Annotated in this window: 16 protein-coding genes and 1 tRNA gene; 6 read left to right on the forward strand and 11 right to left on the reverse strand. The window is 60.1% G+C overall.

The features are described from left to right. Window positions 1–9: 9 nt before the first annotated feature. The 4 genes from M729_RS0126980 to M729_RS0126995 form a co-directional block, all read right to left on the reverse strand. Entirely contained in the window at window positions 10–1,149 is a 1,140-nt protein-coding gene (locus M729_RS0126980) for an ABC transporter permease (RefSeq protein WP_024504776.1), read from the reverse strand. 1 nt (window position 1,150) lies between these two features. Further along, complete coding sequence (locus tag M729_RS0126985) at window positions 1,151–2,158, reverse strand: ABC transporter permease (RefSeq protein ID WP_013530191.1); 1,008 nt, start codon at window positions 2,156–2,158, stop codon at window positions 1,151–1,153. Between the two features lie 111 nt (window positions 2,159–2,269). Beyond that, the gene (locus tag M729_RS0126990) at window positions 2,270–4,354 is read right to left on the reverse strand and encodes an ABC transporter substrate-binding protein (RefSeq protein WP_027163425.1); all 2,085 of its coding nucleotides are present in this window, start codon (window positions 4,352–4,354) and stop codon (window positions 2,270–2,272) included. Window positions 4,355–4,500: 146 nt separating this feature from the next. After that, window positions 4,501–5,967: an alpha-glucosidase/alpha-galactosidase gene (locus M729_RS0126995; RefSeq protein ID WP_027163426.1), complete on the reverse strand. Its 1,467-nt coding sequence runs from the start codon at window positions 5,965–5,967 to the stop codon at window positions 4,501–4,503. Window positions 5,968–6,213: 246 nt separating this feature from the next. On the opposite strand from M729_RS0126995, the gene M729_RS0127000 reads away from it, so the two are divergent. After that, window positions 6,214–7,089, forward strand: coding sequence for an AraC family transcriptional regulator (locus M729_RS0127000; protein WP_082826649.1), 876 nt, complete (start codon window positions 6,214–6,216; stop codon window positions 7,087–7,089). A 27-nt stretch (window positions 7,090–7,116) separates the two neighbouring features. On the opposite strand, the gene M729_RS0127005 is transcribed toward M729_RS0127000, so the two are convergent. The 5 genes from M729_RS0127005 to M729_RS0127025 all read right to left on the reverse strand — a co-directional run bounded on the left by M729_RS0127005 (window position 7,117) and on the right by M729_RS0127025 (window position 13,454). Continuing rightward, on the reverse strand, window positions 7,117–9,144 hold the full coding sequence (locus tag M729_RS0127005; RefSeq protein WP_027163428.1) for an aldo/keto reductase: 2,028 nt from the start codon (window positions 9,142–9,144) through the stop codon (window positions 7,117–7,119). Between the two features lie 35 nt (window positions 9,145–9,179). Next, window positions 9,180–10,274, reverse strand: a complete 1,095-nt coding sequence (gene ugpC, locus M729_RS0127010) for a sn-glycerol-3-phosphate ABC transporter ATP-binding protein UgpC (protein ID WP_027163429.1) — start codon at window positions 10,272–10,274, stop codon at window positions 9,180–9,182. Window positions 10,275–10,282: 8 nt separating this feature from the next. Next, entirely contained in the window at window positions 10,283–11,119 is an 837-nt protein-coding gene (locus M729_RS0127015) for a carbohydrate ABC transporter permease (protein ID WP_013530185.1), read from the reverse strand. Beyond that, window positions 11,116–11,976 carry a sugar ABC transporter permease gene (locus M729_RS0127020; protein WP_027163430.1) on the reverse strand — a complete coding sequence of 287 codons (861 nt, stop codon included), beginning with the start codon at window positions 11,974–11,976 and terminating at the stop codon, window positions 11,116–11,118. Before M729_RS0127020 ends, M729_RS0127015 begins: the two co-directional genes overlap by 4 nt. Window positions 11,977–12,182: 206 nt before the next feature. Next, window positions 12,183–13,454 (reverse strand): extracellular solute-binding protein, encoded by a 1,272-nt coding sequence (locus M729_RS0127025; protein ID WP_027163431.1) that lies wholly within the window; start codon window positions 13,452–13,454, stop codon window positions 12,183–12,185. 85 nt (window positions 13,455–13,539) lie between these two features. Between M729_RS0127025 and M729_RS0127030 the strand changes: the two genes are divergently transcribed. The 3 genes from M729_RS0127030 (at window position 13,540) to M729_RS01000000135880 (ending at window position 16,256) form a co-directional block, all read left to right on the forward strand. Further along, window positions 13,540–14,433, forward strand: a complete 894-nt coding sequence (locus tag M729_RS0127030) for a helix-turn-helix domain-containing protein (protein WP_024504770.1) — start codon at window positions 13,540–13,542, stop codon at window positions 14,431–14,433. A gap of 319 nt (window positions 14,434–14,752) precedes the next feature. Then, window positions 14,753–14,828: transfer RNA gene (locus M729_RS0127040), tRNA-Phe, on the forward strand. A gap of 213 nt (window positions 14,829–15,041) precedes the next feature. Next, window positions 15,042–16,256, forward strand: coding sequence for an integrase arm-type DNA-binding domain-containing protein (locus M729_RS01000000135880; protein WP_050596358.1), 1,215 nt, complete (start codon window positions 15,042–15,044; stop codon window positions 16,254–16,256). A gap of 330 nt (window positions 16,257–16,586) precedes the next feature. Here the strand turns inward: M729_RS01000000135880 and M729_RS0127050 are convergent, their stop codons facing one another. Then, on the reverse strand, window positions 16,587–17,978 hold the full coding sequence (locus M729_RS0127050; RefSeq protein ID WP_027163432.1) for an FRG domain-containing protein: 1,392 nt from the start codon (window positions 17,976–17,978) through the stop codon (window positions 16,587–16,589). Window positions 17,979–18,219: 241 nt separating this feature from the next. After that, window positions 18,220–19,350, reverse strand: coding sequence for a DUF3800 domain-containing protein (locus tag M729_RS0127055; RefSeq protein WP_027163433.1), 1,131 nt, complete (start codon window positions 19,348–19,350; stop codon window positions 18,220–18,222). A gap of 780 nt (window positions 19,351–20,130) precedes the next feature. On the opposite strand from M729_RS0127055, the gene M729_RS0127060 reads away from it, so the two are divergent. Both M729_RS0127060 and M729_RS0127065 read left to right on the forward strand, forming a co-directional pair. Then, window positions 20,131–21,882, forward strand: coding sequence for a caspase family protein (locus M729_RS0127060; protein ID WP_198032142.1), 1,752 nt, complete (start codon window positions 20,131–20,133; stop codon window positions 21,880–21,882). Then, window positions 21,870–22,841 (forward strand): alpha/beta hydrolase, encoded by a 972-nt coding sequence (locus M729_RS0127065; RefSeq protein ID WP_156949343.1) that lies wholly within the window; start codon window positions 21,870–21,872, stop codon window positions 22,839–22,841. Before M729_RS0127060 ends, M729_RS0127065 begins: the two co-directional genes overlap by 13 nt.

Genomic DNA, 22,841 nt, shown 5'->3' on the forward strand with positions numbered 1-22,841 from the left:
TGTGCCACCTCAATAAGGGTCGACGGCGTCACGCAGGCCGTCGCCCAGCGCGTTGAAGGCAAAGACGGTGACCAGCACGAAACCGACCGGCGACAGGATCCAGGGATAGGTGCCGATGACGGAATAGGTCGCGGTGTCCTGCAGCATCAGGCCCCACGAGATCAGCGGCGGCTTGACGGCGAAGCCGAGGAAACCGAGGAAGGATTCGAGCAGCACCACGGTCGGGATCGCCAGCGTCACGGCGACGATCACATGGCTCATCACATTGGGGAAGATGTGCTGCATGATGATGCGCCGGTCGGTGGCGCCAACCGCCATGGCGGCGCGCACATACTCGATCCGCGCCAACGCCAGCGTCTTGCCGCGAACCTCGCGCGACATCTGCGCCCAGCCCAAGGCCGACATGACGATGATGACGAAAGCGAGGAAGACGTTGGTGGGAGCGGTGACCGGGATCAGCGTCGTCAGCGCCAGATAGAGCGGCAGTTGCGGGAAGGCGAGCACCAGTTCGACGAAGCGCTGCATCCAGACATCGAACCTGCCGCCGAAATAGCCGGAAACCATGCCGACGGTGGTGCCGATGACGGTGATGATGAAGACGACCGTCAGGGCGATCATCAGCGAGACGCGCGAGCCGTGGATGGCGCGCGACAGCACGTCACGGCCGAACTTGTCGGTGCCCAGGAAATGCACCGGCTGGCCGTCCAGCGAGCCGAACAGATGCCGGTCCGCCGGCAGCAGCCCAAACAGCTTGTAGGGCGCGCCATGCACGAAGAAACCGAGCAGCCTAGGATGATCATAGTCGGGGCCGACGACGGGCTGGAAAGTGACCGGATCGAGGTCCGCCGAATCGGCCAGCGCATAGACCCTCGGCCGTGCGGTGAAACCGCCGTCTCTGTCATGGAAGCTTGGCACCTGCGGCGGAGCGAAGCCGACATCCGTGACCTTCGGGTCCATTGGCGCGATGAATTCGGCGAATACGGCCATCACCAGCAGCAGCACGACGAGCCAGAGCCCGGCCATGCCGGTCCAGGAGCGCTTCAGCCGGCGCCAGACAAGCGCCATGTAGCTTTCGTTGCCATGCGCCGGTTTGGCGACGATGGGCCCTTCGGCAGGCAGCGGTGGAGGGGATGGATCGCGCGCCAGCATCTCAACGCTCCCCGAACTGGCGCACGCGCGGATCGAGCAGCACGAGCAGCATGTCGGCGATGATGTTGCCGACGATGAGCGTCGCCGACAGGACCATCATGAAGGTGGCGGTGACATAGACGTCGCCGACAGCCATGGAGCCGACGATCGCCGGGCCGACGGTCGGCAGTGCGAAGATGATCGCCGTCTCGATCTCGCCGGTCAGCATATAGGGCAGCACCACGCCCTGATACATGATGAGCGGATGCAGCGCGTTGGGCACGGCGTGGCGCATGACGACGGCAGCACCCGTCAGCCCCTTGGCCCTTGCCGTCTCGACATATTGCGCGTTCAGCGTATCGAGCAGATTGCCGCGCATGACGCGCATATTGTAGGCGAGGCCGCCGAAAGTGGCGATCGCCACCACCGGCCAGACATGTTTGACGAGGTCGACGAATTTGGCCCACGACCACGGCGCACCACCATATTGCGGCGAGAAGAATGAGCCGATCTCAGACACGTTGAACTGGAAGACCAGGAGATAGACGATGATCAGCGCCATCAGGAAGCGCGGCACCGTCATACCGAGGAAGGAGATGGCCGACAGTGTCGAGTCGATCCAGGTGTATTGCCTTGTCGCCGCCCATATGCCGAATGTGATGCCCAGCACCGAGGCCAGCAGATGGCAGACCAGCGCCAGAAGGAGCGTGCGCGGCAGGCGCTCTCCGACCACATCGGCGACCGGTTTGTTGTAGTACAGGCTGTAGCCGAAATCGCCTCGAGTGACGATGCCGACGATCCAGTTGAGATACTGCACGGGCAGCGGCTTATCGAGGCCATGCTCGATGCGATAGGCCTTTGCCTGCGCGTCGGCCTCGGCAAAGGAAGCTCCACCCTGGTTGATCGCCTGCGAGCGGATGTAGTCGGCATAGTCACCCGGCGGCGCCTGGATGATGGCAAAGGTGGCCAGGCTCAAGATGGCGAGGACCGGGATTGCCGACGCTATGCGCGTGAGCAGGAATCGCAGCATGGACGGTTCATTTCCTTGTCTCGCCGATCGCGCCCTTGGTTGCGTCCGGAGGTTGGTTTGTCCGGCCGCGCCAGCGGCGCGGCCGGAGGTCTCTCAGTCAGGGAGGTAAACCTAATTCATCAGCCCCTTCTCTCCGGGTTTGCCGGGCAGCTCATCGGGGAACAATTCATATTTCGCCTGCTTGTCTGCGGCGACAAATACCCGTTCGCGGATGATCGAATCCTCGGCCCAGTTGAACATGAAGATCGGCGTGCCCTGCGGAATGTTCGAGAAGCGCTTGTTGACGATCAGCGCGCCGGGATATTCCGTCAGGCCGACATTGTAGACGTGCTCCGTCGAGATCTTCTGGAATTGTTTCATCAAGCTGGCGCGCTGGTCATTGTCCTGCGTGGAGACGAACTTGTTGACGATGTCGACGAGGTCCTTTTCGAACGGCATCACATCGACCTCGCCATTTTCCGGCGCACGATGGTCCCAGCTGGTGCGCGGGCCGACAGGGGCAAGCTGCACGGTGTTCTGCACCACCGAGGTCAGTTCCTGTTCGTTGCGCCGGACCAGCCAATCGAAGCGGCCGGAGTATTGCGAAGCGTCCCGCTGGGTGCCGTTGAGGCCGTTGAGCACGACCCGCAGCCCGAGCTTTTCCATCTGGGCGACGACGCCTTCGGCAAGGCTTTTGTCGGTCGTGTAGTCGTTGTTGACCAGCATCACGATCTCGACATTCTTGCCGCCGGCGGTGCCGGAAGGGAAATTCACGAAGCCGTCGCCGTCCGTATCCTTGAGGCCGGCCTTGGCGAGTTCAGCCTTGGCGCCATCGAGGTCGAAGGGGTAGTAGACCGTCGAATTGCGGTCGTAGAAGCTGGTTCCTGACGACAAGCCGCCGGGATAGATGGCGGTGAACGGCCCCTTGACCAGCGAGTCGCCGAGCGCCTTGCGGTCGAGCGCCATGGTGACGGCCTTGCGGAAATCCTCGTTGCGGTTCAGCTCGCGGATCGCCTGGCCGCGTTCGTCCGGATTGCCCCAGCCATTGGCGGAAAAATTAAAGCGCAGATTGTAGCCGATGAGCCGCGGGCCGAAAGCAAGACGGGCAGGCGCGTTCGCCTCCGCCGCACGCTTCAGCGAGGCGACGAAGTTTTCCGGCTGCTCCAGATTGGAAAAATCAGCCGCGCCGGCCACCGCCTGGACGTCGCGATCGGCCCAGGTCGACAGCTTGTAGTGCAGTTCGTTGAGATAGGGCAGTTGATTGCCCTTTTCGTCGACCTTCCAGTAATAGGGATTGCGGCGCATGACGATGATGTCGTCCGGCCGGTATTCGACCGGGACCCAGCCGCCCATCACCGGCATGTTCATGAATTCCGGCGGGAAGGCATTCTTGAACTGATCGTAGGTGTTCTTCGAATATTTCGGATGCTGCGGCTTCAGGATGTGCCCGGGACCAGGACAGAAGGTGCCGTAGGCCATGGCATACAGGTACTGCTTGGGGAAGGCGTCCTTGAAGGTCCATTCGACGGTGTAGTCGTCGATCTTCTTCAACGTCGTGCCGACGCCGAAGGTTTCCGGCGTGGCGCCGTTCAGCGGCGAGACGTTGGGATCGACGACCTCGTCGTCCCAGTAGAACATGACGTCGTCGGCATTGAACGGCACGCCGTCCGACCACTTCGCGCCTTCGATGAGGTGCATGGTCAGCTTGTGGCCATCGCTCGACCAATCCCAGCTCCTGGCCAGGTTCGGCAGCGGCTCGGTGTCCTTGGCCTCGACCTGGAACAGCGGGGCGGTGCGCGTCAGGCATTCGGAGAGGCCGATGTCGATGCCGCCCCAGCCTTGCGTCTGACCGGCGCCGTAGTTCCAGCCTTCCGGCCGCCCGCCGATGACGTGGCGCATCGTATCGCCATAGACGCCGATGCCGTCTTGCATATTGCCCGTCTTGAAGACCAGCGGCTCCTTTGGCAGCCTGTCTTTCACCGGCGGAAGCTTGCCGGTCTTGACGTATTTCTCGGTGACCCAGTCGGGCTCGTGATATTCGGGAAGCGCCTTGAACTCCAGAATGGAGTCGCGCGCGACATAATTGATCTTGCCTTCGGCGGGAAACGGTGTCGGCGCCGGCGGAACCGTCGGCTCGGAAGCGTATGCACTGAGTGCCGAGACCGAGACGCTCAGCGCCAGTCCGGCAGCAAGGCCGATATTGCGTAAATTCCTCACTGTCTCTCTCCCTCTTGTTGGTCCGGAGCGTTTGCACCCGCTCCGCCTCTCCTCGAATTCAAACGGCTTCGTGGCAGTGGATCCGCCTCCCATGGATCCACCATCACCGCATGAATTTCCAGCCGGCCCGTTTCAGCCGGCCCGTTTCAGCCGGCTTGCTTCAGCGCGGCTTTTTCGGCGCGCAATTCCTCGATCGAGCGAACGCTGCGCCGTGCGGCGCCCGCCCACTCGCGGGTCTTCACCTTGGATGTCGACAGCCGCTCCCTGGCGGCCGGAACCGCATGGGCGTATTGCGGCAGCCAGGCTGCCTGGGCGACGACCATTTCGTCGACCATCTGCCAAACCTCCTCCGGCGTCGAAACCGCGCCGACCAACGGGTCATGCAGCACGGCGAGCTTCAGAAGATCGATGTCGCCCGATATCGCGGCATGCACCGACATGCGCTGGACGTTGATCGAAGCGATGCAGGTGGCGGCGCAAGCCTCCGGCAACGTGATGCCGGCGGCCATGTTGATGCCGAAACGGTCGACGAAGCCCGGCGACTCGATGATGGCATCGTGCGGCAGGTTGGTGATCACCCCATTGTTCTTGACGTTGAAGTGGCCGCGATAGACGCGGTTGGTCTCCAGCGCCTCCAATATGTGGCTGGCATGCTCGTTGGAGCGTTTCTCGCGGTCGATCGGCTTGGACGCCGCTTCGAGGAACTGCGGATATTCCGTCTCGAACCAGTTGCGGGTTTCGGTGGAGTAGCGGAGATAGCCGCCGGTCTCGCCGTGAATCCAGTCGGACATATCGATCCAGCGCGTGATCTCGTCGGGACGCTTGCGATACCAGGGCAGATATTCGGAAAGATGGCCGTTGCTTTCGGTCGAATAGACACCGAAGCGCTTCAGGACGTCGATGCGCAGCTTCTCCTGCCTGGAATAGACCGGATGCGCCTCGAAAGCGGCCACCAGTTCATCCTTGCCAATGGGGCGGCCGTTGAGGCGCAGGTCGATGAACCAGGTCTGGTGGTTGATGCCGGAACAGACATAGTCGAGCTCCTGCGTGGACTTCGCGCCAAGCACCTCGGCGATCTGCTCGGCGCCGTGCTGGACGCCGTGACAGAGCCCGACAGTGTCGACCTTGCCGTATTCGATCGCCGCCCAGGTGTTCATCGCCATCGGGTTGGCGTAGTTCAGGAATTTGACGTTCGTCTCGGCGACCTCGCGTATATCCTTGCAGAAATCCAGGATCACCGGAATGTTGCGCTGGCCATAGAGAATGCCGCCGGCACAGATCGTATCGCCGACGCACTGGTCGATGCCGTATTTCAAGGGAATGCGGATATCGTCGGCGTAGGCTTCGAGGCCGCCGACCCGCACGCAGCTGATGACGTAGCGAGCGCCTTCGAGCGCCTTGCGGCGGTCGGTGGTCGCCGTCACCCTGGTCGGCAACCTGTTCGCCTCGACGATCCTGTCGAGGATCGCCTTGATCATCTGAAGATTGTGCTCGCTGACGTCGGTCAGCGCGAATTCGATGTCCTTGAATTCGGGCACGCACAGGATGTCGGTGAACAATTTCTTGGTGAAGCCGACGCTGCCGGCACCGATGATAGCGATTTTGAAACTCATCAGCCGCACCTCATTCCATTTCGAATTGCAGGCAAGGAATGACAATGGAGGCTGTAGCCACATGCCGCGACATGTATGCAGGACAAGCCGGAATCCGGCTCGCCAACCTCCCTGTCCGCTCCTTGACTGCGGATCTCTCTCGCTTTTCGATGGGGATTATGCGCTTATTCGCGAGCGCGACCAGAGAAGGATTATGCTTTCAGGGGTAATTTTGTGCTGCATGATTTGATAGAACACGGACAGTCCATGCGCACGATCTCGCTGCCGCGCGGCCGCCAGCGCCTGCACGCCATGCCGACGAGCACGGGCTACGAAGTGCGCGAGGACGAAATCTACGACTGGGACGGCCGCAAGCGCGGTCAGACACCGTTCACCGTGCTCCAGCACACGATCAGCGGGACTGGCCGGCTGCGCTACGAAAACCGCAACTACCGCTTGCAGAAGAACGACACATTGCTGGTGCTGGTGCCGCACAACCACCGCTACTGGCTGGCTGGAGATGAGCGCTGGGAATATTTCTGGATTTCGATGAACGGCGAGGAAGCGCTGCGCATCCACAAGTCGATCCTCAGCGTCTCGGGTCCTGTATTTCGGCTGCAGCCGGCGACAATCGATCATCTTGCCGATTGCAGCCTGCGCCTGATCAAAGGCGCCGCTTCGCCGGGTGCTGCTTCCGCGATAGCCTACGAGGCTGCGATGGCGCTCTATGACGATGTCTTCGGTTCCCATGCCTTCGCCGAAAAACTAAGCGCCATGCAGCCGGTCATCGATCACATCAACGCCAATCTCGACAAGCCGCTGCCGGTGGCGGACCTGGTCCAGATCAGCGGCCTCAGCCGAGCCCATTTCTCACGCTGTTTCGCCGAGAGCGAAGGCCTGCCTCCGGCCGAGTTCGTGCTGCAGCAGCGCCTGCAACGCGCGGCGAAGCTGCTGACCAAAGCGGATTTTTTGCCGGTGAAGGAAGTCGCCATCCTGTGCGGCTTCGAGGAAGCGAACTATTTTTCAAAGGTCTTCCGCCGCTGCTACGGCATCACACCGAGCCAGTTCCGCACCACAGGCATGTACGCGAATTTGCGGACTCCGGCCAGGCGCGGCGTCAGGGCGTTCGATGACGAGACCTGACGCCGCCATGGTTAAACAGGCAGCCAACTAGGCAGCGCGCAGGCTGCCGCCGTCCAGCCATTCGAGATCGGCTTGCGAAAGCGTGATGTCGAGAGCGCGCAGGCTGTCGTCCAGTTCATCCAGCGTGCGTGGCCCGATCAGCGGGATGGAGGGGAAGGGCTGAGCGAGCACATAGGCCAGCGCAATATGGATCGGGCTCTTGCCCAGTCTCGCGGCAAGTTCGATCGCCCGGTCGCGGCGGCCGAAATTCCGCTCGGAGTACCAGACCCGCACCAGCTCCTCATTGTCTTGCTTGTCGCGACCCGCCCGATCGGTGAAGAAGCCGCGCCCCTGGCTCGACCAGGCGAAATTCGGCATCTGCCTGGATGTCAGCCAGGCCTTCCAGACATCCGTGGAGGACGTGACGCAGCCAGCCCAGATCGGCTCCAGCATTTCGGCCAGCGAGAAATTGTTGGACAGCGCACCGGGCTTTTGCTTGCCGGTGCGTTCGGCGTAGGCAATTGCCTCATCCATGCGTTCCATCGTCCAGTTCGAACCGCCGAACAGGCCGCGGATGCGGCCGGCCTTGACCTCGCGATCCATCGCATCGACGAATTCGCCGACCGGCACATCCGGATTGTCGCGGTGCATGAAGTAGACATCGACATGATCGGTCTGCAGGCGTTCGAGCGTCTGGTCGAGCTGCTTGCCGATCACATCAGGATAGCACAGCGGCGAGTGCGCGCCCTTGGCGATGACCACCGATTGCGCGCGCACGCCACGGTTTTTCAACCATTCGCCAAGCAGCTTCTCGGTATAGCCGCCGCCATAGACATAGCCGGTATCGAAGAGATTGCCGCCGGCCTCGAAAAAGGCATCGAGCAGGATCGAACCTGAGGAAAACGTACGGAAATCCTCGAAGCCGAGCGCCACCACCGATGCAGGCTTCGACAGGCCAGGAATGGTGCGCTTGGCGACCGCCGTGCCGCCGGACCGTAGCGGCCGGCCGGAGATGGTGTTGGTGCGCTGATCGGCCTTCTCGATCCCGTATTCGAGGCCGGCTGCCGTCCGCCATTTGTCCAGCACACGCAAGGTGCCGAGGCTTTCCGCCCACGCCATGCCCGGCCAGGCGAATTCTTGGCCGCCGGCGCGGATCGCCTCGCCGGCTGCGTCGACCTCGAAGGAATAGACATGGCGCTTCTCGTCGACGCTGATGGTCTGGCGCGTACCATCGGAGGCGATGACGTCTATCCGGCCGAGACCGACATCGCGGTTGCCGCCGGCGAACCAGAAGTCCGGCACTTCGATGCGGCCCCTTGTGCCCAGGATGCGCAGCACATTGTCCTGGTTGAGCGAGATGCTGCAGGAGACTTCGGCGACAATGCCGCCGGGGAAATGCAGCAGCGCGGAGGCCCATTCGTCGACGCCGGACTGGCCCAGATGGGCGGTGCCGACCACCTTGTCTGGCTCGCTGAAGGGCTTTCCGACGGCCGCACCGGCAATCAGCCGGACCATCGAGACGGGATAGCCGCCGACATCGAGAATACCGCCGCCGGCGAGATCGTTGGCATAGAGCCGGTGCTGCGGCATGAAGCCCGGCATGGCGAAACCGAAGCTCGACTTGATCATCCTGATCTCGCCGATGACGCCGGACCTGATCAGCTCCACCAGCTTCTTGGTCTGCGGGTGCAACCGGTACATGAAGGCTTCGCCGAGGAATGTGCCGGCCTTGCGCGCGGCATGCATCATGGCGTCGGCCTCGAAGGCGGTCAGCGCCAGCGGCTTTTCGCACAGCACATGCTTTCCGGCCTCGGCCGCCTTGATCGCCCATTGCGCATGGCCTGGATGCGGTATCGAAATGTAGACGGCGTCGATGTCGGGGTCGGCGAGCAGCGCGTCGTAGCCGTCGAGGATACGGGCACCGGGAAAACGCTCGGCAAGCCCCGGCTTGGCGGGATTGCGTGCGCCGATGGCGACCAGCTTGCCGGTGTCCGAAGCGGCCACGCCACCGGCAAAGGACTGGGCGATGCTGCCCGGGCCGAGAATGCCCCAGCGAATGGGCGTGGTTGCGGTCATTGTCATTCTCCTTGAAGGCTGGAAAGGGCTGGCGGTCAGCGCAGCCGCAGTCCTTTTTCGTCGAACAGGTAGGATTTGCGGATGGAAACGGTGATCTCGGACGTGTCAGGGACCTTTGCCGCGTCGCGCTGGATCACCACGTCGTCACCGTTGGCCGTTCTGGCATAGAGGAAACTTGTGCCGCCCAGGTGCTCGATCACGTCGATGGCAACCACAAGGTCGGCGTCGCCTTCTCCGGCATTGCCGAAATGTTCGGGCCGCACACCGACAATGACCTTGCTGCCGATTTTTGGGCTGCCTATTTCGGGCGCAGTGCCAGTCAGCGGTTGCGTGATGCGGGTCTTCTCCTGGCCCGCCAGTTCGACCACGACGCCAGGTGCATCGTGCCCGACAACCCGGCCTTTGATGAAATTCATCTTCGGCGAGCCGACAAAGCCGGCGACGAACTGATTGTCGGGGTTGTCGTAGAGATCGAGTGGCCGGCCGATCTGCTCGATATGGCCGGCGCGCATCACGACGATCCTGTCGGCGAGCGTCATCGCCTCGGTCTGGTCGTGGGTGACATAGATCATTGTCGTGCCCAGTTCCTTGTGGAGCCGGGAGATCTCGACGCGCATCTGGACGCGCAATTCGGCGTCCAGATTGGAGAGCGGCTCATCGAACAGGAACACCTGCGGTTCGCGCACGATGGCGCGGCCGATGGCGACGCGCTGGCGCTGGCCGCCTGAGAGTTTTTTCGGGCGTCTGTCCATCAATTCGCTGATGCGCAGGATCTCGGCCGCCCGCTTCACCCGCCGTTCGGTGTCGGCTTTTGGATTGCCGGTCATGCGCAGGCCGAACGAGAGGTTCTGTTCGACGCTCATATGCGGATACAGCGCGTAGGACTGGAACACCATGGCGATGCCGCGGTCGGCCGCCTCGACATCATTGACCACCTTGCCGCCGATGGCGATCTCGCCGCCGCTGATGTCCTCGAGCCCGGCGATCATCCTGAGCAGCGTCGATTTTCCGCAGCCGGAGGGGCCGACGAAGACGACGAACTCGCCGTCCTTGATGTCCATGCTGGCGCCATGGACGACCTCGAAGACGCCGAAGCGCTTGACGACATTGGTGAGCGTGACCGTTGCCATGCTGCCCCTTACTTGACCGCGCCGGCGGCAATGCCGGCGATGAAATGGCGCTGCAGCAGCACGAAGACGACCAGCATCGGCACCGTCAGCATTACAGCGCCCGCCATGATGCCGCCCCATGACACCTTGGTGAGGCCGATCAGCGTGCCGAGCGCCACCGGCGCCGTCATCGAACCAGGCTGGCTGTTGATCAAAAGCGGCCACAGATAATTGTTCCAGGAGGCGAGGAACAGGATGATGGCGAGTGCGGCCAGCATCGGCCGCGCCAAAGGCAGCGCGACAAAGAGGAAGATGCGCCACTCCTTCACGCCCTCGACGCGCGCCGCATCGAAGAGGTCGTCCGGCATCATCGAAAAACTCTGCCGCATGAACAGCACGCCGAGCGAATTGAACAGCGGCGGAACGATCAGCGCCACCCAGGTGTTGGCGAGCTTGAAGTCGCGCGCCACCATGATGAACTGCGGGATCAGCACGACCGCATAGGGCAGCGTTATGGTGCCCAGTATGATGGCGACAACCGCGCCCTTGCCGAAGAACTGGTATCGGGCCAGCGCCCAGCCGGCCATCGACGTCAGCAGCACCGACAGGATGGTGTAGGTCACCGCCACCGAGACCGAAATGCCGATGGCGCCGACGAAGTTCGTGTCACGCTGCAGATTGTTGAAATTGTCGATGAAATTGCCGTGCGGCAAAAGCTCGATGCCGGGGCTGAAGATGCCGTTGTCGGGCATGGTCGAGAACACCACCATCATCCACAGCGGAAACAGCCAGATCAGCGCCAGCGGCGTCAGGAACAGATGCAGAGCGATGCTGCGTCCCAGCCTGGCGGAGGAGCGCGAACTCATTTCGGTTCCCTCGTCAGCCACAGCTGCGCCAGCGTGATGGCGATCGCCAGCCCGGCCATGGTGTAGGCGACGGCCGAGGCGTAGCCGAAGTTGAGCGACCGAAAGCCCTGGCGGTAAAGCAGCAGGCCAAGCGTCTCCGTGCCGCCGCCCGGCCCGCCGCGCTCGGTGATCAGGAAGGGCTCGGTGAACAGCTGCATGGTGCCGATGATCGACAGCACGAGACAGAACACGATGACCGGCTTCAGCAGCGGCAGGGTGATGTAGAAGAACTGCTTGAGCTTGCTGACGCGGTCGAGCGTCGCCGCCTCGTAGACGTCTTCGGGAATGGACTGCATGCCGGCGAGCAGGATGATGGCGTTGTAACCGGCCCAGCGCCAGGTCACCGCGATCATGATCAGCGCCATCGCCGGCGCGACGTTGGAGAACCAGTCGATCTTGGGCAGGCCGACGCTGTTCAGGAGCTTGTTGATGATGCCGAAATCGAGGTTGAACATCAGCCGGAACACCGCCGAATAGGCAACCTCGCCGACCACGACCGGGGCGAAGAAGGCGAAGCGGTAGAGGCCACGCGCCTTCAAGAGCGGCGAGTTCAAAAGCACCGCCATGACGAGCGCCAGCGAGATCATCACCGGCACCTGGATGACCAGGATGAGCAGCGTGTTCTTCAGGGCGTTGAAGAAGGCCGGATCGCCGATCAACCGGCCCCAGTTGAAGCTCGGAGCGAACCGCCACGGCACGGTGCGCGTCGCCTGGAAGGAGATCATGAAGGAGCTGATGATCGGCCACACCCAGAAGATCGCGAAGATCAGTAGATAGGGCGTGAGGAAGCGATAGGCCGTGGCGTTACGATTGCGCATCTTGCTCCTCCTTCTACCGCTTGTTGTTTCACGCCGTCGCCTGGGTCTTCCCTTCTCCCCTTGTGGGAGAAGGTGTCGCCGAAGGCGACGGATCAGGGGTGTTCCAGGGAACGCAAACGTCTCACTCCCCTGGGGCACCCGTCATCCGTCTCGGCGCTATCGCGCCGATCCAGCTTCTCCCACAAGGGGAGAAGGAGAAGCGGTGATCAAGATTTGACGGGCAGTCCGGTCGCCGCCGCGATCTGGCTTGCGGCATCGTCGAGCGCCGCCTTGGCGTCAGGATAGCCGCCGGCCAGATACCTGGTCTGCACGGCGCGGACGATGATTTCGGCGTCGCTCTGGAACTGCGTGCCGCGGCTCGGAACAACCTTCGGCAAGGTGCCGAGAATGTCCTTCCATACCGCCTGGCCGCCCCAGTAAGACAGGCCTTGCGCGACATAGGGATCGTCGAGCGCCGAGACCAGGGACGGTACCAGGCCGAACTCCTTCAGCATCGTGATCTGGCCTTCATTGGTTCCGAGCGTGTATTTCAGATAGGCGTAGGCGGCCTCCTTGTTCTTGGAAGCCGAGGTGATGGCCAGCGAGGACCCGCCGAGATTGGCGGCGCGCGGCCCGTCGGCGGTGAGGCTCGGCATCAGATAGACGCCCCATTTGCCGTTTTCGCCGGCAGATTCGGTGCGAATGGTGCCCTCATACCAGCCGCCATAGATCTGGGTGGCGACGGTGCCGGCGGTGTTGTTGGTGATCTTGGTGCCCCAGTCGGCCGACGAGATGATGCCGGCGTCCTTCATCTCCTTGACCTTGGTCATGGCATCGACGCATTTGGGCTGGTTGACCGTGATCGATTGTCCGTCCTCGGAGAAATAGGCGCAGCCCTGTTCGTTGGAGATCATGCGGAAGAATTCCGAGTCGCCGTTGAAATCGGCATTGGTCATCGAGACGCCAGGATTGGCGGACTGGATTTTCTTGCCGGCGGCGATGAAATCGTCCCAGGTCTTGATCGAAGCCGGATCGACGCCGGCCTTTTCGTAGAAGTCGCGGCGATAAAAGGCGGCCACCGGGCCGGAATCCCACGGCATCGCGTAGGCCTTGTCGCCCACTTCCAACTCGGTGCGCTTGAAATCAGGGAATTTTTTCTGGTCGTCGGCTGTGTAACCGAGCGTATGCAGGTCGACGAAGCAGTCGGGGAACTGGCTCCAGTAATTCTCGGCCTCGCCGTTCTCGATGGTGACGACATCAGGCAGCCCGACGCCGCCGGCGGCGCAGCCGGCGATCGACTTGTCGTAAGTCGGCTGGTTGCCGAGATCCTGGACCGTGACCTTGACGTCGGGAAATTGCTTGTTGAAGCCGGCAATGGTCGCTTTCAGCGATGAAGCCGCGACATTCCAGCTCCAGATGGTGATTTCGCCGGATTGCGCGAAGGCCGGGGCTGAGCCCAGGGCAAGCGCGAGCGCGGCGCAGGTCATTGTGATGCGCATTGAAATCCTCCCATTTCATTTGCTCTCTCACTGTGAGCGTGGCTAGACTATGCACCGGGCAAGGCCTGTCGCCGTCAAAGGGAATATGAAATTGGCGGAAAGTAAGATGCCTGAACGGCCGTTCTACCAGCCTGGGGCCAGCAGCGTGGAAGGCCTGCCGCTGCTCCTGCAGATGTTTCACACCAATCCGTTGGTGATGCTCAAGCCGCATTGGCACGCCCAAGTCGAGGTTAATTTCATCGTGCGCGGCAGCGTGCATTACCGCATGAACGACCACGAGATTTCGCTTTCGGCCGGCGAGATGTGCCTGTTCTGGGGTGGCCTGCCGCACCAGATGGACGATTTGTCCGACGACGCCATCTATGCCGGAGCGCATCTGCCGCTGGTGCATTTCTTCCGGCTGCACCTGCCCACGGACATAAGGCACCGGCTGATGACGGGCGCAACACTGGTGACATCGGCCACCGACCAGTCCGACAACCATAATTTCGAGCGCTGGAACCGCTACGCCCGGTCCGGCGACCAGGCCAAGGCCGAACATGCCGTCAACGAATTGCTGCTGCGGCTGGAGCGAGTGCGGTTCGAGCCCTATCGGCTGGTATCCGCAACTCCGACCGACCAGGAAACAGGCAGCCCCTTTGACCAGCAATCGTCGCGGAATGTCGGACGCATGTGCGATTTCATCGCCGAAAACTTCCTCTATGACATCGATTGCGTGAACATCGCCGCGGCCGCCGACATCCATCCCAAATACGCCATGAGCCTGTTCAAGAAATCCACCGGCATGACGCTCAATGAGTATGTGAACCTGTTGCGGCTGAGCTATGCGCAGGCGCTTTTGATGCATCAGGACGCCAATGTGCTGCGTGTCGCCATGGATTCGGGTTTCGGCTCGCTCAGCGCCTTCAACAAGTCGTTCCGCAAGCTCGCCGGCATGTCGCCTTCCGATTTTCGCCGCGGCGTGACCGGCGCCAGATAGGCGATGGCGACTTGCGGGCGCCCAGTGCCGCGAGCATTGCTGCGCCTCGACCGCCGGCTAAAAGACATGTCACGGCGTTTCAGCCTGCAATAGCGGCACGGACAAGAATGGCGAAGGCCGGATCGTGCCATGCCGTGCGCGATTCCGGCCCGCAAGCGGCATGGAAACCCGGGCGCCGCACGGCATCGCTTTTCCTGCCTGAAATCGCCACCTAGGCGCTGGACAGGCCGAATTCCCGTGCTATAACCCACGCGCTTTCAAGGGGCGCCCACGGCGCCTCGATGAATCCCGGCCTGCGAGTTTTCGTTTGCCGGAACAGGCCCAGATAGCTCAGTTGGTAGAGCAGCGGACTGAAAATCCGCGTGTCGGTGGTTCGAATCCGCCTCTGGGCACCATTCCCTCTTCTCCCGACAGTCTCTTTCGCCGAAGCTTATACGCTTCTGTCTCGGCAAGCCATTGAAATCCTTCCCGATTTCGGCGCGCAAAGCGCAGATGAGCGGGTTTTTGTGGAACTTCGGCGCAGTTGGTCCAACGAGGCGGGGGGCTGGTATTTTCGCTGGTATTGGAGATCCTGATGGTATCGATGCAGCCAAATGCAGGTCCCGAAAATGGCCCTTTCCGACGTAAAATGCCGAAATGCCCGACCCGTTTCCAAGCTGGTGAAATTGTCTGACGGTGGCGGGCTCCAGCTTTGGGTTCAGCCTACCGGATCTCGCCTATGGCGCCTCGCGTATCGTTTTGGCGGCAAGCAGAAGCTTCTGGCGTTGGGCAGCTATCCCCTCATATCCCTCGCTGAGGCACGCGAGGCGCGCGATACCGCCAAACGTCTCCTCCTACGTGGCATCGACCCCGCACAGGAGCGTAAGTCGCAAAAGGCTTTGGCAGAGGACACCTTTCGCTCAATCGCGGAGGACTATGTCGACAAGTTGAAGAAGGAGGGACGTGCCGACCGGACCATCACCAAGGTCAAATGGTTGCTCGACTTTGCCTATCCAACGTTTGGGGACAAAAGCATTCAGGAGATCGATCCGGCCACAATTCTTGCCGCTCTCCGCAGCGTAGAGGTTCGCGGTCGATACGAGTCGGCTCAGCGACTGCGCTCCACCATTGGCAGCGTGTTTCGATATGCAATCGCAACCGCACGCGCCGATGTAGATCCGACCGTCGCCCTGAGGGGCGCACTCGTCGGCCCGATGGTCACGCCACGCGCCGCGGTTACCGATCCTAAGGCCTTGGGAGGCTTACTGAGGGCGATCAATGCATTTGACGGACAGCCTACAACCCGAGCCGCCCTGAAGCTGATGGCCCTGCTGTTTCCCCGCCCCGGCGAGCTGCGCGCGGCCGGATGGGACGAGTTCGATCTCGAAAGCTCGGTTTGGATCATCCCTGAAGGACGCATGAAGATGCGACGACCGCACCGTGTCCCCCTCGCAGACCAGGCCGTCGGCGTCCTGACAGCACTTAGAGAACTCTCTGGTGGTGGATCGCTGCTGTTTCCTAGTGTTCGATCGGGTTCGCGTCCGATTTCGGACAACACACTTAACGCCGCCCTTCGCCGTATGGGCTATGGCAAAGAAGAAGCTACCGCGCACGGTTTTCGAGCAACGGCATCAACTCTGCTAAACGAGTGCGGAAAGTGGCATCCGGACGCCATAGAACGGCAGCTGGCCCATGTTGAGAACAACGACGTTCGGCGCGCCTACGCCCGGGCAGAGCACTGGGAAGAGCGCGTAAAGATGATGCAATGGTGGGCCGATTATCTGGATGAACTCGAGAGCAAAAAGGGCGCGGGTGAAAATTACCTGCGGTGGGAAGGCCGCTAAAACTGGGCCACTCCTATGGTCTGGCGAACCCAACGACCAAGACTAATGGTGATTTGCCGCGCTGTATCACAGAAGCCAAGCCTTCTGAGTCGAACTCGGCCCATGCGTGGTGGGAAGTGAAAGTGAGCTTTGCGCCCTATCTCGGTGGTTCCGCCTGCATTCTCGACTGCCTAAAAAGCCGCCGTCCCGACAAACAAGCCATCCTGCTGGCCGAGAGGTCACACGAACAGAGACATTCGGGCTTTGCATGGGCCGCCCCATCGCCAAGACGAGAGGCCTTATGCCCATCAAATTGCGCAAGGGGGGACGCTTCCAATTCGGCAGTTCACACTAGGCGCGGCCGAGGGTCAGTACATGGAAAGCCGAGAAGGCAATCGGATCTCTATAAGTGGCCACCTGCCAAGGAATAATCTGGACCACGAAAAGCTCCACTAGTTGTTGGCCGTCAAAGTTCCGACCGGGCCTCTGCCAATCCTCGCCCAGTACGCTATCCAGCCAATCTCCATGTGGATCAAAGACAGGCCCCCATTTGTCACGGACATCTTGCTTCAAGGCTAGCCATAAATCCTGCAAGTTCACAAACGCCCTTGCAGCATTCTCCCCAGAGGTGGACATTTCGATCTCGGTTGTCGGACCGAGTAGCGCTTCAGCAATTCTGCGCTGCTCCAGCCCGTTACTCAAATTAACGTGCTGGAACGCGCGTTGCAGGTTTATGGTAGCAATGATGCAGCGTGCGATATGATCGGCCGAATAAGGATGTGGACGCATCCCGCCCCATACACCATCGATCAGATTCTGCAGCTTTTCGTCGCCCGCAGAGACGGTCACAAGATCCGTGCAGCCGCGACGCTTTTCGATGACCTCCGTTAATGCGGCGATCGAGTTTAACACGGGCTCGGCCAACACCGGACCCGAGGAGTCCACATCGATGTCTTTCCATCGCTCGTTTGGTCCGGCGATCCAAGCGGGCGGAACGACCAGGGCGTCTTCTTCGGTGGTGTTGTCGTCGTCACTCAGCTCAATCAAGAGCCCGCCGGCCGCGTGAATGTGTTCCAAGAGATCGTCGAACCCGGCCCGTCGGCGCCGCATCACACTGTACTGATCGAGAGCGAGTTCCAATGCGCTCTTCTTGTCGGGGTAGATATTGCGTCTTGGGATCGATGAGTGAGAAGCAATATGAGGGAAGACGATGCGGTCCAGTGGCCAGATATGGTCGAACTTTCCAGGCGCCTCCAAGAACAAGCCCTCTTGGGCCTGCAGACGCCACAGATTCGGAACATCCAGGTGGATGAACCGCACTGGTCCGCTATAGGCGTCAAATGCCCCTTCCGCCTCGCGATCGACTAAAAAGATCGCTCCTTTGTCCTCGGTCGATGCTCCATCGCTTGCGAACCAGCCCGCGACCTCCGGACTGCGTGTGAAATCTATGAAGTTGGTAAGGGCGAGGCCGTGGTGCTGCGCTGTAGCAATTAGTGCGTCGTCATTCTGCAGATACGGAACGAGGTGCGGGGCACCGCGGGCGAATGAATAAAAGGCGCCAAAATCAGTGACCGCCTTGGTGCGGTCGGCGTCGTTCGCTCGGACAAAGCTTGAAATCACCTGCCAGCTCGCATCGCGCTGCCCGCGGAAGTACTTGTAGTGATCCCCAGCCTTGAAGTCGGCAGCCAGCGCCACAGCCGTCATTAGATCCGGGGCATCGTACTGAATAAACCCGCCTGGCATTGGACGGCCCAATATTCCCAACGCATTCTGCTTGGCGCCGAGCAGCTCGGCGATCTTCTTATCAGACCGGGGTTCTTCTTTATCCGTCAGGGCCGCGCTCCCAATCCTAAACCGAAGCCCGTTAGAGGGCCTCTACAATGTCATTCGCGCATGCGCGTAGATCGTCCGCTACAGATAATCTTTAAGAGCCGTCGGTCTGGTCGCGGCGCCGATCCCTCGCGCCCTCCGGAATCAATGCTCGTCAAGACGGAAAGCGCAATTCCGTGCGGCGGAGAAACTGCTCCATGCCATCAAGCGGATCGCGGCCTATATCCGCCCGTTGGGCGAGTTCCTTCAATATCTCTCTGCCGATTCGAACCCGGCGGTCGCTCTTAGTGGCCAACTCGGGGAGGAAATCGACGGAATGAGCGTGAAGTTGGTGCTCCCCCAGCCAACGAGCCACGGTCGTCGCTGCTTCGCTTTGGACGTCCCACGCCTCAAGGGTCATTCCCGCCAACAAATCGGCTACTTGTATGGTCGGGTGTGTTTCAGAGGATCCGAATTCCACGGGTGCAACTAAGTTACCCCTTATCTCGTGCGATACCTTGCCATCCGTTAGCGAGGTTGATTGATCCTGTCCAACCCACGCGTTGAAAAGGTCGACCCCGTCCGCCAAAGGCTTTGAATCGTCGCACAGGAGGCGCAATTGGGGATATCTGTGACCCCAATAGAAGAACAGAAGCGAGAACAGCGCAGTGGAGGTTAAGTCGAGCGTCCATTTACCGCCTTGGCCAGCCTCCGGACGCAACAATCTTGATCGATCCTCAATGACCGTAGCGTAACCACGGCAGAATTTCAGGATACGCTCCATCTCAACGGCTTGGCTGCTGCTCCTCGAAAAGATGTCGGGGGCAGACGCAGGATCGAAGGTGCGCATGAACTGCTGCATCTGTTCCGCTAGTTCCGCATAATCTGCCGGGCTATTGCGTAGCAGGACGAAGATCGCTGTCATTAGATAGCGGTGGAAATCTACCCCGTAGAATAGTGCGCTGTTGGTCGCTAAGACCGGCTCGAAAAAGTACTCGACGAATTTTCCAGCGAGAGCAACTTTCTTATTGTGAACTACCACTTTCGCCCGACGATGTGTCGCGCAGCACAAATCAGTTATGATCATCGGCCAGGTTCCTCGCTTCTTGAGGTTCTTGGCCTTCAGTTCATTGCCCTGAAGGAGGCGGTAACGCGTACGCAGATCGCTGATGAGGGAGGCCGATTCGTCTACGGTCAGGTCATGAGAGGCATAGACGAAATAGGGCTGTTGATTGTCCAGCAGACGAGGTCCGGTGAACCCAGCTTCGTCGAAAGAGATCAGCCTGCCTTCAGGCGTTGCAATCATCCGGTTGCTCCATTGGTGGGCGCGAGCCGAGACCCATTTTGTCTGTTGCACAGGCGGAAGCCGCGAGGGATTGGACATTAGATGAATGGCAGCCGACTAGCTTCTTTGAAAGACCTTTTCCGTTCATCTTCGAAGTGGGAATAACTACCGACTCACGACCATTTAGCCGCTGCCTTGTTGCCCGCTTTTTGCGATCCCGACATAGAGTTGCCGGTCCGCAATGACACCAGGGCTGCTGAAAGCTTCCGCATTGAATACTGAGCCCCCGCTTCAGATCCTCAACCTTAGCAGGACATTCGAAATGCGCCTATAGCGCCGCTGATGTTCCGTTCTTGAGAAATGGCAATTGATGGAGGGCGAATTGGCTCAGTTAACCCTCAAGTCTGCCGGACTATTGAGCGGCCCCGATCCCGATGTCCTACGGGCGCCAAAGGACGGCAAGTTTTAGGAGTCCACGGACCCACTGCGAGAGCCCAAGACGGGTCGCGTGCCACCGTGGGCCTATCAGCGTCATCTGCGCATCGTTTGGGATTACCTTCTTGGACAAAATGGTCGCCAGCCAATGTCCCCAAGTAGCTCGACGGGAGATTAAGGTAAGTGGCAATAGGGTAAGTCTGCAAGCTTTTGCGATCCAATGCCGTTGACTGGAGCCGTGCGCCTCAAAAGACGCCAGGTCGGCTCGACAAGCTCAACTGTAGTGATACGCTGCATTTGACTCAGCGCTATTCCGGAAGGCGGCAGTCCGACATGCACAGGCGCCATTTCATCAAGTTGACCGGCATGACCGTAGCAACTGCTATGGTTTCACCGTCTTGCGCGCGCGCGCAAGGTAACGGCAAAGTTGCCATTGTGGTGGGTGTCGACAGGCCTGGGAATCTTCCGGCTCTATCGGCTGGCGTAAGCAGCGCGCGCAAGGTGGCGGAATGGCTTACATCGGAAAACTTCGACGTGGCACTATTAACCGACGACACATCTCCTGTTAAAGCGGCGGATATCAAGAATGCCATCAGCACACGGCTGGCCTCCAGCACTCCCAGACTACTCTTAATCTATTTCTCTGGGCACGGATTTGTGAACCAGCAATCCGAATTTTGGATGCTGTCGGGAGCGCCCGAAGACCCGAACGAGGCAGTCAATCTTGTCGGTAGCGTCCTTATAGCGCGGCAGAATCCAGTGCCCAACATCGTAATAATCTCGGATGCTTGCCGTTCAGCGCCGAGTGATCTCGGAATTTCAAATGTTCAAGGCAGTCTGATATTTCCCAATCGCGGGCGCGCTGCGACAATGAGTGTGGACGTTGATCAATTTCTAGCGACGAGGGTCGGCGAGGCCGCTTACGAGGTAAAGCTTTCGGACAGTATTGCCAATTTTCAGGGACTATTCACAACCAGCTTTCTGAGCGCGTTCCAAGATCCACGCCCCGAGATGGTCTTCGATTTGGATGGCGAGAAGGTCGTGCCAAACCGACGGCTGAAGAGATATCTGCTGTCCGACCTTCCGAAGCGTGCGCAGGCGAGTGGACTTCTGCTTAGGCAATTGCCCGACTCGAGCGTAACGTCGGACGATGACATCTACATTGGCCGCGCTCACTTCTCGGTGGGGCAACAGGCCCCCCTAAAGCCAATGACGACGCCAGAAGATATTGCCGCAAGCGACATCTTAGGTACAGAACCGCCGAATACTGGCGGCGAGTCTAACACTAAATTGAGCCGCGCCGGCGATTATGTGTATGCCAAGCTTGATCTCTTGTCGGTCCCTTTCAACACTCCAACTTCGGCTACGGGTTCGACTGTGCTTGTCGTCGGTGCGAAGGGGATCAGCACTTTGCTAGTAAGCGCAGGGCTTGAAGCGAAGACCACTGGTAGCTCTGATGGCGATGCCGTGAGTATAGAGGTCGTTCATGCTCGTAATCGTGCTTACTCTGTCGCCATCCGTTTTGCAGACGGCTCGGGTACTGTAATTGCCGGTCTTCCTCGGCACGATGTGACGGTCGTCGTACGCGAGGGAGGCGTAGCAAGCGTGACCTACAACACACGCGACAATGCCTTCAATGCCGAGCGGTTGACAAGCCTGAGGGCTGCGGTGGCGGCTGCGGCGTCGATTGGGGCATTCCGGCTTGCAAACGAGGATGTAGCTGGAAAGTTTGCAGATGAAATCCGAGTGATGAAAGGGGTCGACCCAATGCTTGGAATTTTTGCCGCGTATGCATACGCGCAGGCAGGACGTATCGAGCAATTGATTTCAGTGGCGCAATTCATGAAAGGCGATCTCGGCGTTTTACCATTCGACGTCGCTATGCTTGCCGCCTCCACTGGCGCTGAGCCGCCGCCTGCCACACACGATATAGTGGATCCGGCGATTGTTCCTTTCTGCCCGATGCTTTCGCAAGGATGGAATCTTTTGCAAGCGGTTGGAGCCTCAATCCCCAAGGAGTTCGAGGAAGCGCGCCATTTCTTAAAGCAAGCCCTGTGGACGACTTTCGACCACAAAGGGATGGATATCGTGCTCGAAGCTCAGGTGTGGAAATCATAAAGATGCTGTCGAGAAGAACGGTTCTTGCTGCCCTCGCAGGGCTGTCATCGGTCGCGGTTCCCAGTGCGTCGGCCCAGTCTCAGACGGCGAAACTGCTCCTCGTGCATGGGCGAGGTCAGGCCAATCTCGATCCTCAAGAGCTTAAGGCCGCTTGGATCGAGACGCTGACTCGGGGGGCGCAAGCAATCGGTATGCACATTCCCGAAAATCTAGATGTCGAGTTTCCCTACTACGGTGACGAGCTGCAGCGATTCGTCGATCAGGCGAACCTCCCGTTGACCGGAGAGATCAAGGCCCACGGTGGAAGTGGTCAGGACGATGATTTCCTTGCCTTTCAATCCGACGTGGCGCAATCGATGCGAGAGCAGACGGGCATAACCGATACGCAGGTTCTGTACGAATATGGTAAAAACGCGCGTCCGAAGGGACCGCTGAATTGGGAATGGGTTCAGGCAATCCTTGCCGCCATCGACAAGCACAGTGGCGGCATGAGCCAAAGCGCGATCGAGCAGTTCACGCGAGACGTCTACCTGTACACGAGGTATCCAGCTGTTCGTTCTACCATAGATGCCGTCGTGCGGAGAGCATTGACCGCCAACAAAACCGTGGTCGTCGGCCACTCCTTGGGCTCTGTCGTAGCATACAACGTTCTGCACGACGCAGGACAGGGTATCAACGTTCCCCTCTTCGTCACCGTCGGCTCCCCGCTTGGCATCCGGGCCATCCGCGACCAGTTGGCACCAATTTCATACCCAAGCGGCGTGAAGGACTGGTTTAATGCATTTGATACTCGGGACGTGGTGGCGCTCTTTCCGCTGGATGAACAATCTTTTCCAGTAAATCCGCCGATCCGCAATTTTCCGGGGGTAAGGAACCACACTGATAATCGGCATGGAATTGCCGGCTACCTCGACAATCGCGAAGTCGCACGGACTATTCTGATGGCGGTCGGTTCGTGA

The sequence above is a fragment of the Mesorhizobium sp. WSM1293 genome (genome assembly GCF_000513875.1).
In the GTDB taxonomy this organism is placed as follows: Bacteria; Pseudomonadota; Alphaproteobacteria; order Rhizobiales; family Rhizobiaceae; genus Mesorhizobium; species Mesorhizobium ciceri.